The sequence below is a fragment of the Paenibacillus sp. FSL H8-0034 genome, assembly GCF_038000305.1.
Lineage (GTDB): Bacteria > Bacillota > Bacilli > Paenibacillales > NBRC-103111 > Paenibacillus_S.
On the sequence record NZ_JBBOBS010000001.1, the window covers coordinates 8195773 to 8207451 of the forward strand.

The following is an 11679-nucleotide window of genomic DNA, read 5'->3' on the forward strand; positions in this document are numbered from 1 at the left end:
TAAGCTTGCAAAAAGAATTAAATATTTGATTGTGATTCCCCGCCGTTCATTCTCTTCTCAAGCTCCTCGAGCCTGAGCTTGGTTAATCCTAATTCCTGTGTCAGCGTCTTGTTGTGCATCTTCATGCCCGAAATGCTGACACTCATATTCAATAGCAGCAAATAAGCTGAAGCGATCAGGATGGCAAAAAAGGCTGACGGCGCATAGTCTACACCAATCAGCGTAGAGAACCAATCCATCAAGTCTTTAAATACGGACATCACTAACGTAAACAACCCTATAAGAAACCAGACCAGTGAATACTTTTCTCTGATCATCCGAGCTCTTACCATCAAAAACACCGAAATAATCATAATCAGACTGAAAGCAACACCCATCAATTGAACGCTGTACAAATTCCCACCCCCCGTAGCCCTTTCACCACCTTGTCCTGATATAGGAGAAAAAGATCGACACAATGACCTTAGTCATATAATAAGGACTTTTGATCATAGATATGGAGGACACGCCATGCTCCCGCTCCTTCATTTCAACACCGACCTCAGCTATGCGAAGGCCATGCTTTTTGAGCAAAATAATCGCATCCGGCTCGGGATAATCATCAGGATAATATTTGGCCATAAGCGCGATACCATTCCGATTGTACATCCGAAATCCTGACGTACCATCCGTAATTTTGGCGTGTATTAACATTCTGAATATGAGGTAAAACACCTTGATACCCATTCTCCGAAGCCAGGTGGTCCGAAAGGATTGAATATCGAGAAATCGGGAGCCGATCACCATATCGCAGCTGTTCAACACCATGGTATCGAACAGCTTCACTACCTCAGACGGAAGATGCTGCCCATCCCCATCGATTTGCACCATATAATCATAACCATGGGTTAAGGCATACTTAAACCCGGTCTGAACAGCCCCGCCAATACCCAGGTTATAAGGAAGATCCACAACTTTGACACCCTCGGCTTTGCGAGCATTGATAGAGGTGCTATCGAGAGAGCAGTCATTCACGACCAGGATATCAGCAGAAGGAAGCGTCTTTCTGATATCCCAGATCACCCTCAAGATGTTGTTTTGTTCATTATAAGCTGGAACTACAATGAGTATTTTTGCTTGTTCCATAACAACTTCCCCGCATATTTTTTGGTAATCACAATGGCTCCCTTGATGATCCTGTCCCCACCATAAGCAGCCACAATCGCTACAAATGGCAGCCCAGGGGCTCTATATCTATACATGCCGTCAATGAAGAAAATAACACAAAATACGCACGAAGCCAGAATGGTGAGCCACACGATGGATGCCTTTCTGGACAAGCCATTTCGAATGGTGTAAACCAGTCCGGTCAAAAACATGAGGACAGGGAACGCATTCCAGGCAAATTTTACAATCCCCCTGAGATGAGTCAAGTCCACATAAAATACCCATCTGCCCAGCAAAGCCAGTGTTCTTTTTCCATACAAAATCATGATATTGTCCCAGTTGTGGTAAATAAAGCTGATAATGAGGCTATTCCAGATATCTATCGTGTAATTGGGCTTATATTTATGATCGAATGGCGAAGCTCTGTCAAAAAGCCATCCCGTCGCATATATATTGTATAAGACCTTTTTGGCGTTAAACTGCAGCGATGCCACGAGCGGATCCAGTTTATTACTGGCAAACACAATCATAGCTATGAGAATGCCTGCAAGCACAATACTTCCAAGAGTCAATCCGTATTTTCTGACAAAACCCATTATGGTTTGCTTATTCAGGTTGATGAGCACATAGATCATAATAAAGCTTACCGTGATGATCCCTGCCGGTCTGAATATAAGCATATATACGGCTGTCGCGATAAAAATAATTTTGTAAACGTTCTTATTTGATTCATAAAACTTTAATAAGGAATAGATTGAGAGAAGCATGAGGCTGATGAAAAAGCTGTCCGTCAATATATACACAGACCATAAGGTAATATCCCAAGAATATGCATAAAAAATTGAAGCAATGATCGCCGTTGTCCGATTGAATATCATCTGTGAGATCTTATAGACCAGAATGACACTTAATGCGGCAGTGACCACCTGTATGAATATGACGGCAACAGGGTCTCTACATATAGCGAGCATGACCGTTAGCAGGACATTGTATCCTAAATACAAAATGTCGTTCATATCCAGTCCAACTTTAAAATGCTCCATTAAGGAGTAAGCATAATCCAGGTACCATTGGGTGTCGTCCGATTGAGGAAAGCCTTTGCCAGAGGATAAGAGATAAAAGAAATACCGTAATCTTATCCATAAGGACAGGAGGGCGAGTGGGAGGATATAAATGAGATCAATCTGTTTGTACTTGTGATAAATATAGTGTAATTGGCCCACTGTGCACATTGCTCCCAAATATAGCGTATGAATATCATGTAATGGTTCAATTATGACATATTCGCCATATGAATCGCAAGATATAAATATGAAAAAATTGTGCGAGTTATCTACATATTTTAAGCGTCCCAGCCCCTGGTTTCAGCAGGAAGTTCGACAGCCGATGTACCGTTAATCAACTGCTTGTCATTCCAGCGAATGCTAATGTTTATCCAACATTGTCGAATCCGTATGTCTGTAACATTTGTCACTGCTCTCAGCACTTAATCGGTATACAATCTTACATATCACCGTACTAAGAAGGAGCGTGCCCTATATGAAACAAGAGCGTATTATTCATTTTAAAGTGATTCATCATGATGCAACCCGATTGGGCCGAGGCTTGCTATACCTGGATGGCAATCAGGAGCCTACGCTCGAGGATTACGAGCAATGTCTGAAGGCAAGCGGTCATGATGTACATATCGAAAATGCAGACCAGCTCCTGTTCGTTGCCCATAAGCCAGATGAGGACTATCGGATCGAAATCATCCCTAATTATGAACAAATGACCAGAGACATGCAAACGGAAAGTCTGGCCAAAAGCTTTTTGAAGTAATACAAGCTTCATGCCCTAATCCTGTTCGCTCATCGCCGGCCGATATTATCGATCATTATACTTTGCGGTTCTCCTGTACGATTGCACCCTTTTGCTGCTCAAAATGACTCTTGTATTCCACAAGCCCAATCTCGCAGCCCGATTCGATGATCACATGATTTCCACGAACCACCTTGGCTTTTGTATTCATCAAATGAACATGATCGCCTTCAATAACGTCAGCGGTGAGCAGAGCATGGGGTGATGGTTTAAAAAAGAAGCTGAAGGGATTAAATATGCGGGCTCGGGTAACCCGTATTCGCTCGCCACCGATTTCCCGGGCTTTGCAATCCCCGTGCAGCTTGATGTCCAGCGTGCCGGCATTCAGCAAGCCCCCTATATGAAACATCCCGTCGGCATTGAATACTTCGGCTTCGCAATCACCATCCGTTTTCATCTCACCTTTTAGCACCAGCTGTTCACTGAACAGATTTCCCGCTGCTTCAATAGTTCCTGAGCATCGCAGCTCTTTCAATCTAACCGCCCCGCCAATGGCTGCAGTTCCGGACACCTTCATGCTGTCCGCATCGAGGTTGCCCGATAAGGTGCAGGTTCCCACCACATTTACCGCTCGGGATTTCAAGCTGCCTTCGATGTCCATGGTGCCTACACATTTGAGCCGCGAACATTCCAGATCACCGTCAATCGTTCCTTCACCAACGATAGAGACCCTATCGTACAAGCCACCCGTTGTCGAAGAGCTGCCTGTAATCAAAAGATTTTTTTCATTTAACTTATCCTTTGTGGAAGTTGCCATGGGATTGCCTCCATTCTTTAGCATCAATTACAATTGCTCTAATCTTTCTACCTTGGACCCTTTATCCTGTTCAAATTTCCCTTTGTATTCAACCAAGCCAATCTCACAGCCCGGCCCGATAACTACATCCGTCCCTCTAACTGCCTTGGCTGTTGTATACTCGACATATACGGTATCGCCTTCGATAGTTTGAGCCGTCAATTGGCTGCCGATCGGAATCGGTATCCATTTCAGCCACTTACTATAATCGACACCAGGCTGTTTGCGGATCTTGATATGCTCTCCGCCAATTTCCGCGATGTGACTCTGGCCTTGCAGCGTAATTTGAATAGTCCCTGCATTGATCGCACCCACCTGCAGCCTTCCGTTGGCGTCAAATGTTTCCAATTCGCATCCACCGTTAACGGAAAGCATGCCGTTTACATGTAGACGATCACCTATCAGGTTCCCCTGCACAGTCAGCTTGCCTTGAATTCGAATCCTCTCTGAATAAAGGCTGCCCTCAACAAGCGCAGTTCCATTAATTTCAGCCTTGGATGACTGCACACTTCCATGGACATCTGCTTTTCCGTTGACAATAAACTCAGAGCAGTTCATATCCCCATTCACCTTGCCGATTCCATCAATTTTGGCTAAACGGACAGTCCCGCCATTGGAAGAACCTATGCCTGACAGAATCAGGTTACGTTTGCTTGATGTATCCATTGATCCCTGCCTCCTTTACATCATTCCAATTGTGAGCTTTAACTCCTCAATACGTTTGGCTATATTGTCCCGAAGGATGATTTTCACGCCGTTTTCAAAGTAAATATCACTTCCCGCAGCAGCTAGAAAACAAGCGGAAACTCCCATTTTGCGAATAAACATCAAGTCACAATTTTTACCTTCAAATTTTGTATAGTGTTCACCAAAAGTTTGCAGCAAAATCTTCCCCTCATCCAAATTCAGCTCTCCCGATTGCAAGTAACGATCCAGCAAAAAAAGCGACAGGATTTGTTCAAATCTATATACATCCGAGCGGCCCATATACGGTTCAGCATATTCAATTGCAATCAAGGAAACAATGTTTCGTTCTACCAAATCAGTTTTGCTTATAGAAAGATCTGTAGGTACCGTGGAAAACATATTAGCCAGCTCATCTAAAGATAAATCCTCCTTCATATTCAGGATTTTATCCATTCGATCCAACATCTTTTGCTTCGGGAAAAATGTTTCTTGCCCCGTAAACGCCGATTTTCGAATAAACCACTCCTCAGGAACAAGGTTTTTACGTTTCCATCGGTATAATTGACCATAGGATATCCCGGTTAGCTCTAATAGTTCTTTTTTGGATATCAATTCTTCTTCCATGGGAATCCCTCCATTCAAATACAATATAACATAACATTGTTACGTTGTAAATCCACTTCATTTACGATTAGTGAAATCGCCTGTGGATATCCCTATCTGTGGATATGTGCATACGAGTTAGCGAACTTATGTACAATAACTAGATGTTGGCTGTGAGCATTGTGGATAACTTTGTGGATGAATGGCAATACCACTTATGTTTCCGTTTCCGCTGCATGCAAAAAAGAACGTCCCTCAGGACGTTCCTTCTGAAATACATATACAATAACAGGAATTTTTTACCATCCAAAATTTAATGTTTTTCCGGTTTCCGCCAAAGTCTTGACGTTGCATAGGATCATCCACCAATGCTTTTCCGTGTCTGTGTAGGAGGGGTGATTGTCTGACCACTGGTCATTGATCAATGTCAGCTTTGTACAATTGCCTACCGTCTCTAGCGTAAAGGTCACACGCGTTTCAAGCTCTGCATGATTTGCTCTATAGGAAGGCCCCGGATGCTCGGTACAGCTCAGCTCTTTATAAAGCTCATGTTTCAGAATGCTGCCATACACATGAACGGTCTCATCACCATCGTTGCCTGGTCCCACATATTCATAACGATCACCCTCTTGAAAAGTGGATCTGATCACGCATCCATAAAAAATTTTGCGCGTTCCTTCCGGCGACAATAAAGTATTCCAGACTTTTTCAGGCTGTGCATCGATATAAAACTCGTACTTGAGTTCCATGGTTTCACTCCTTCATCAATTTGAATGTCGTTGGCTGGGTCTGCGGGTTCGTCTAACCATGCCTGTCTGTGCTACTATAATTATAATTCATCCCGGAAGCCAAGTATCGTAAAAACGCGACAAGAGAACAAACTCGTACAGCTTGAATGAGCAACTCCCACTCTGTCCGCCCAATTACATATGATGTCCCACGAATAGTTAGGAGTGATTGATATGAATACTAATATCCCTCAGCCCAGTATGGGCATCTTGAACAGAAATGAAAGCGAGGATAAATTTCGGCTTACCCGTTATGCCCCCTCCGAGGAGATTGGTTTATTCGTCAAGCATTATTGGATCGTAAGCTGGGATTTAACGGGGCAGGAGCCCTATTGGCAGGATGTCATTCCGAATCCTTGTGTGAATCTGGTCATTCAAAAAAACCATACAGGCATCTACGGAGCGGCCAAGTATAAATATTCCAAGCTGTTGGAAGGGAAAGGATCTGTGTTTGGTGTAAAGTTCAAGCCGGGGGGATTTTATCCATTCATTAAGAGGTCCGTTTCCGAACTAGCTAGCCAGCCCCTGGATATTTCCAGCGTTTTTGATGTAGAGACCCTTGCTGTAGAGGATGCCATTCTGTCTCAAGAGGGTGCTGGCAGCATGGTAGAACTGGCAGAAAGCTTTATTAAGCCCAAGCTGCCGGAAAAAGACGAAACGGTCGCCCTGATTAATCGGATTATAGACCGAATTGTGGAGGAAAAGGAAATTACGAAGGTAGACGATATTTGTGCAAGCTTCGCCATCAACAAAAGACAGCTTCAGCGTATTTTCGATCAATACGTCGGCATCAGCCCCAAATGGGTGATCAAGCTCTACCGACTGCAAAATGCTGCCGAAACCATCGATCACGATAGAAACTACGACCGATTGAAGCTATCTGCTGATCTCGGCTATCATGACCAATCGCATTTTATTAAAGATTTCAAAGCGATCATCGGCAAAACGCCCGACGCCTATGCCAAGCAGTAACAATGGCATAGGCTTACCAGCGAATTTGCGAGATCAGATCGATCATCAGCTTTTGGCTGCTCGGGCTTGTTGGCCACTGACGAATTTCATTCCTGATGTGTTCCATGTTGGTATATCCTTTAGCCAATCCGTTCAAGCGAGCTGTCAGAGTGGCATTGTTCAGCTCCTCCTGAGTGGTGTACTGAATGCTCAGCTTTTCAATCGCATTCGGAAATCTTTTCAGATAATATTTTTGATGCTTGTCCTCTGCAAGGTAAAATCGGGAATAAGGAGATATCTCTGTTGCCGGCTCCCCCTTTCCAAGCACCTTCCGTGTTCTGATGACGCGCTGTATCGCCTCTTCCTGCAGCTCGTCGGCATACAATAGCAGCGACCTATACTGGTCTCCTTTGTAATCGTTGATATTGAACGGATTGTGGTTGTTCCAGAACACATCAAGGATTTCCTCAAACGTGATCTTCTCCGAATCAAAATCGATTTGGATCGTTTCGGTATGATCACCCATCTGACGGTAAGTAGGAGCTTCAGCAGTACCTCCTGCATATCCCACACGTGTTCGAATAACTCCTGGCAAATGGCCGAACAAGGCTTCAGGACTCCAAAAGCAACCCATTCCGAGCGTAGTTGTCTGGATAGCACGCTCCGAAAAAGACGGCGCGAGAGCACTGCTCTGTAATTTCCCCAGCTTGTCCATAGCTGCCCTCCTTTACCTGAATATAAAACCATGCAGATGATTCTGCTAGCTTAATTATAACATGGTGGCTGTCCAGCCCCAATTCTCCCTAAGAGGAATGCAGCACGTACAAATCCCTTGGGCAAAATAAAAAAAGAACAGTGATAATCACTGTCCTCTTGATGCATCAGAATGAACTGCCGCATACAGCTGCGCCATCAAGCCCATCCCCATTTGCGATAATACGCGGTAGCCGCCGCGCTGCAGTTCCAGGCCTCCGGCGTTATGCTGGGCAACACCCGACAGGATGCCGTCCGGTGTCAAATAAGTTGCCAGTACCTTCAGGCTCTCCGCTGCCACGACCGCATACGACTGTGGCAGCAGATCGTGCTTGGCACAAAGTGCTATTGCTGCGGCAATGCCAGCAGAACCTGATGTCTCAATACCCGTTTCCGGTTCATCCAGAAAGCAGGTCCATAGCCCCTCCGGCTGCCGCCAGGAAATTGCCGCTTGGGCGACGCGTCGGAGCTCTTCTTCGATTTCGCTTACACCCGGCAGAGAGGCATAACGAGACGCCTTCAACTCAATCCATGTTTGGGTCATGCCCAGCATGTACCACGCAAATGCGCGCGACCAGCTGCGGAACGTATGGGTTTGTGATTGCTGAAAATATCTTAAGTAAATGTGATTGCCGTCAGCCAAGCAATCACGACGCAGCAGGAGCTGCTGGATAGCCTGCTCTGCAAGATCCTGTCGGTTCAGCCGTGAGGCAATAGCCGCCAGCGGATAGGCCACTGTATAGGCCCCTTCCGCAGTCACCGCATCACCGTCGATGACGAGCCCTCCGGAAGCTGTATCCGTACCTCTCGAGCTCCAGAATGCCAGCGCCCCTGTGACAATCGAATGATCCGGCCATACCTTAACAATAACGGCCAACGGCAATGTGGCCTCGATCGTTGTAAATGAGCCGTCTGCCTTCCTGCCGTGAAGATCCTCGTAACGCAGATTGCCTTCACTATCCAGATATTGTCCAAGATGAGTCTCAATCACTTGATCAACCCGCTGCACGCCCAGCACGTTGCGCATCGCATAAATGCCATCCAGCACACAGCCTTCAAGCCAGCCGAAGGGCTGTAGGGATGAGAGCGATGCTACACTATCCAAATAATGCCTCATGGGCTGTTGATCATCGCCAATCAACAGATGCGGAGCATACAATTTGCGCGAGATGTCGCCCTCCAGCGCATCAAAAATCCACAACGGCCATTCTCCCTCGTCCACCCTGATACCAATTCCCTGATGCAGTACGGCTTCTGTCTGTTCGGCAGTAAGCTTAAGCTCAAAGGGTTGAAATACATAGGCGTAACGAATATCAATATGGCCCAACACAGAGCCTGTTTCCGGCAAAAACACTTCTATAAGCCTGGCGTCTCTGTAATCCAGCGCAACCGTGATACGAAGCCGGGATGGTGCCGGGAGCCTACGTGCTACATAATCCCTGGTGTCCGGCCATTCCAACTGCAGCGGCTCGTTAACAACAGGGACGGCTGACCATCCGTGAGGCAGCCGTTTGCCTTCAGGCAATAATCTGTCCGGCGCGTTTATGATCCGCGCCGGATAATAATCTGGAGATTCCGAACTCAATGCAATCGCTCCCTGCTTTATATGATAATGCCTATTTTGCCTTCATCGACTTGGACTTTATAGCTTCTTGTGCGTACCTTTTCATCGAAAACGGATTTGCCTGTTTTGATGTCGAACTCCCAGCCGTGCCAAGGACAGCGTACCAGCTCTCCCTTGCGTCCAAATTCATATTCATACACATTCGAGGGCAGTGTAGTCCCACAGACGGGACCTTTACACAGTGGAGCCCCTTCATGCGGGCACCGATTGTGAAGAGCATAATATTCCTCACCAATGCGGTATATCCCAATCGATCGACCTTCGATATCTACAATCTTACTCTTTCCATCTTCAATATCATTTGCTTGAGCCACGTAATGAATCGCCATAAGAGTTGAATCCCTCCTGCTAGATTTTATATAACGTTTTGGCGTTGGAATAAAATATTTTTTCTCTTGCCTCAGGACTTAGTCGTTTCAATATTTCTGTTGGCATATCATTATCCCAATGCGGGTAGTCACTTGAGAACATTAAGATATTCTCGGCATCGATCATATCAAAAATAGAAATTAAATCCTGCGGATCTTTTGGCTCCTCAATCGGCTGGGTTGAAAACATACAGTGATCACGGATATATTCACTCGGCATCCGCTTCAGCCAAGGAACAGATGAACGCAGTCCTTTGTAATTTTTGTCCAAACGCCACATCAGATGCGGCAGCCAAGCAATTCCACCCTCCAGCATGACAAATTTCAAGTTCGGGAATTTCTCAAACACGCCTTCGCAAACCAGGCTGACCAAATGCGCCATGTAATTTTGCGACAAGCAAGTATGCCATTCCAGATAACGTGTAGGATAACCGGCCGGTGTCGGAGGCGGTGTTCCGCCCCCGCCTTCGCCACCTGGATGTATAGCGACTGGGAGTCCATGACGTGAAGCTGCCTCATAAATCGGATGGAACTGGCGCTGACCGAGGGGCGCACGCTGGGCACTGCCCATCAAAACCTGCACCATATCCGGATGTCCGGCAAGACGATCGATCTCCTGGGCAGCGAGGAGCGGATCCTGCGGCGCTATAGTAATCGAGCCTCGAAATTGGTTGCTCTTCGACAACCAGTCTGCAATGATATGATCGTTGTAGGCTGAAGCAATCGCTGCGGCATAATCAGGATCGTGCATCGTTGAAATATTCGTCATATTACCAGTTAAAACTACCTGCTCCATATTAAACTGCTGCATCAAATCTTTGATGAGATAATCGGGATCCGAAGCCGACGGTCCTCCTGAAGGCGGGATACAATCCTTGCGCACGACTCCAACTGGTGAAGTGTAGCCGTGACCCGGCATACCGATTCCCGTTGTTGCTACTCGAGTTCTCCATGGCTCAGGTAAATATTGAGCCAGCTCCTGCGGACTCTTCAGATCATTATGCACGTCGACATCAATAACTTTTAAACCCTTATCCATTTACTAAACACCTCTTCTGCAGTAATTGCCTCTTTCCTATAAGTACTATTGTAAAATCATTCATTTTGAATTACGATTGGTAATCATACATTTTTTTTAATGATTCAACGATTATTGTTAGGATCGCTGCAAAGGAGGATGATTTCGTGAAGATCGAGCATGTCTTTTTTGATCAATCTAACGGAACCAACTGGAAAGTAGGTTTAGCCCCAACCCGACACCATATCCTTTTCCTTGTTGTTAAAGGCAAAGTTCATTACCATATTGATGGCAGCACCATTACGCTGGGGAAAGGAGAGGGATTGTTTATGCCTCAAGGTACTCTGCGCTCAGCAGAGAGTGATGAAGCGGATCCGCAGCAAATGTATTCCATGCATTTTAGCGATTTACCTTCTGAGCAGCTCGCCTATTTCATGGATGAGCCGTACAAAATCATCCGCCCACTTGGTAATGATTACCTCAAGCAACGTATGTCTGTGCTTAACGAATGCTGGATTGGTAAAATGCCCTGCTATGAAATGATTTGCAAAGGCATCCTTTTGGAAATTTTGGGGATGGTTCAGCGTGAATTGGTCTCGGGAGAAATCCCTTCCTCCAAGCGTAATCTGGCGATTCGTGTTCAGCAGTATATTGTTCAAAACTACCGCAGCCAGCTCCGCCTGAAGGAACTCGCCGAGCACGTCGACCGGAGCCCTAATTATATTTCCAATGTATTTAAGGAGGTTACCGGATGGACACCGGTGGAGTATATGCATGAGGTACGAATCACAGCAGCCAGAGAGCTTCTACTTACCACAAATATGACGATTGGAGAAATCTCCGAATCACTCGGCTACTGCGATCAGACCTATTTCAACTATATGTACAAGAAGATCGTGGGGCATCCCCCTTCCCACTTATTAAAAGCAGGAATAAGAGATCAGTTCTAAATGGAAACAAACTCGATCCCCTTGACACTGACGATCTTCTGCCCGCTCTCAGGAATCTCATCCACCTGTGCTACTTAAGGAAAACAACAAAACATCTGCTTAGGAGGGCAGATGTTTTGTTGTTGCCTATTACAG

The 11679-nt window shown here is 45.8% G+C and carries 13 protein-coding genes and 1 pseudogene; 3 read left to right on the forward strand and 11 right to left on the reverse strand.

Annotated elements, in window-relative coordinates:
- Positions 1-17: 17 nt before the first annotated feature.
- From NST47_RS36525 to NST47_RS37275, 3 genes and pseudogenes are all read right to left on the reverse strand, one after another.
- Positions 18-395 carry a DUF2304 domain-containing protein gene (locus tag NST47_RS36525; RefSeq protein ID WP_341159475.1) on the reverse strand — a complete coding sequence of 126 codons (378 nt, stop codon included), beginning with the start codon at positions 393-395 and terminating at the stop codon, positions 18-20.
- A gap of 22 nt (positions 396-417) precedes the next feature.
- Entirely contained in the window at positions 418-1125 is a 708-nt protein-coding gene (locus tag NST47_RS36530) for a glycosyltransferase family 2 protein (protein WP_341159476.1), read from the reverse strand.
- Positions 1126-1703: 578 nt separating this feature from the next.
- Positions 1704-2378: pseudogene (locus NST47_RS37275) on the reverse strand (glycosyltransferase family 39 protein); the annotation flags it as partial.
- A 307-nt stretch (positions 2379-2685) separates the two neighbouring features.
- On the opposite strand from NST47_RS37275, the gene NST47_RS36540 reads away from it, so the two are divergent.
- Positions 2686-2967, forward strand: a complete 282-nt coding sequence (locus tag NST47_RS36540) for a hypothetical protein (RefSeq protein WP_341159478.1) — start codon at positions 2686-2688, stop codon at positions 2965-2967.
- Positions 2968-3022: 55 nt separating this feature from the next.
- Here the strand turns inward: NST47_RS36540 and NST47_RS36545 are convergent, their stop codons facing one another.
- The 4 genes from NST47_RS36545 to NST47_RS36560 form a co-directional block, all read right to left on the reverse strand.
- Positions 3023-3763, reverse strand: a complete 741-nt coding sequence (locus tag NST47_RS36545) for a hypothetical protein (protein ID WP_341159479.1) — start codon at positions 3761-3763, stop codon at positions 3023-3025.
- 27 nt (positions 3764-3790) lie between these two features.
- Complete coding sequence (locus NST47_RS36550; protein WP_341159480.1) at positions 3791-4468, reverse strand: polymer-forming cytoskeletal protein; 678 nt, start codon at positions 4466-4468, stop codon at positions 3791-3793.
- A 15-nt stretch (positions 4469-4483) separates the two neighbouring features.
- Complete coding sequence (locus NST47_RS36555) at positions 4484-5113, reverse strand: YhbD family protein (protein ID WP_341159481.1); 630 nt, start codon at positions 5111-5113, stop codon at positions 4484-4486.
- A gap of 278 nt (positions 5114-5391) precedes the next feature.
- Positions 5392-5841, reverse strand: a complete 450-nt coding sequence (locus NST47_RS36560; RefSeq protein ID WP_341159482.1) for an SRPBCC domain-containing protein — start codon at positions 5839-5841, stop codon at positions 5392-5394.
- A gap of 213 nt (positions 5842-6054) precedes the next feature.
- Between NST47_RS36560 and NST47_RS36565 the strand changes: the two genes are divergently transcribed.
- A complete protein-coding gene (locus NST47_RS36565) occupies positions 6055-6852 on the forward strand; it encodes a helix-turn-helix domain-containing protein (RefSeq protein ID WP_341159483.1) in 798 nt (265 codons plus the stop codon).
- A 13-nt stretch (positions 6853-6865) separates the two neighbouring features.
- Here NST47_RS36565 and msrA read toward each other — a convergent pair whose 3' ends face one another.
- The 4 genes from msrA to NST47_RS36585 form a co-directional block, all read right to left on the reverse strand.
- Complete coding sequence (gene msrA / locus NST47_RS36570; protein ID WP_341159484.1) at positions 6866-7546, reverse strand: peptide-methionine (S)-S-oxide reductase MsrA; 681 nt, start codon at positions 7544-7546, stop codon at positions 6866-6868.
- A 147-nt stretch (positions 7547-7693) separates the two neighbouring features.
- Positions 7694-9169 (reverse strand): glycoside hydrolase family 88 protein, encoded by a 1476-nt coding sequence (locus NST47_RS36575; RefSeq protein WP_341159485.1) that lies wholly within the window; start codon positions 9167-9169, stop codon positions 7694-7696.
- Between the two features lie 17 nt (positions 9170-9186).
- On the reverse strand, positions 9187-9537 hold the full coding sequence (locus NST47_RS36580; RefSeq protein WP_341159486.1) for a Rieske (2Fe-2S) protein: 351 nt from the start codon (positions 9535-9537) through the stop codon (positions 9187-9189).
- 19 nt (positions 9538-9556) lie between these two features.
- Positions 9557-10615, reverse strand: a complete 1059-nt coding sequence (locus NST47_RS36585) for an amidohydrolase family protein (RefSeq protein ID WP_341159487.1) — start codon at positions 10613-10615, stop codon at positions 9557-9559.
- A gap of 146 nt (positions 10616-10761) precedes the next feature.
- On the opposite strand from NST47_RS36585, the gene NST47_RS36590 reads away from it, so the two are divergent.
- Positions 10762-11544, forward strand: coding sequence for an AraC family transcriptional regulator (locus tag NST47_RS36590; protein ID WP_341159488.1), 783 nt, complete (start codon positions 10762-10764; stop codon positions 11542-11544).
- Positions 11545-11679 lie beyond the last annotated feature (135 nt).

Excerpts from the sequence above, each read along its gene's own strand:
- NST47_RS36530 (WP_341159476.1), bottom strand. The coding sequence starts at position 1,125 with ATGGAACAAGCAAAAATACTCATTGTAGTTCCAGCTTATAATGAACAA.
- NST47_RS36540 (WP_341159478.1), top strand. The coding sequence starts at position 2,686 with ATGAAACAAGAGCGTATTATTCATTTTAAAGTGATTCATCATGATGCA.
- NST47_RS36545 (WP_341159479.1), bottom strand. The coding sequence starts at position 3,763 with ATGGCAACTTCCACAAAGGATAAGTTAAATGAAAAAAATCTTTTGATT.
- NST47_RS36550 (WP_341159480.1), bottom strand. The coding sequence starts at position 4,468 with ATGGATACATCAAGCAAACGTAACCTGATTCTGTCAGGCATAGGTTCT.
- NST47_RS36555 (WP_341159481.1), bottom strand. The coding sequence starts at position 5,113 with ATGGAAGAAGAATTGATATCCAAAAAAGAACTATTAGAGCTAACCGGG.
- NST47_RS36560 (WP_341159482.1), bottom strand. The coding sequence starts at position 5,841 with ATGGAACTCAAGTACGAGTTTTATATCGATGCACAGCCTGAAAAAGTC.
- NST47_RS36565 (WP_341159483.1), top strand. The coding sequence starts at position 6,055 with ATGAATACTAATATCCCTCAGCCCAGTATGGGCATCTTGAACAGAAAT.
- msrA (WP_341159484.1), bottom strand. The coding sequence starts at position 7,546 with ATGGACAAGCTGGGGAAATTACAGAGCAGTGCTCTCGCGCCGTCTTTT.
- NST47_RS36580 (WP_341159486.1), bottom strand. The coding sequence starts at position 9,537 with ATGGCGATTCATTACGTGGCTCAAGCAAATGATATTGAAGATGGAAAG.
- NST47_RS36585 (WP_341159487.1), bottom strand. The coding sequence starts at position 10,615 with ATGGATAAGGGTTTAAAAGTTATTGATGTCGACGTGCATAATGATCTG.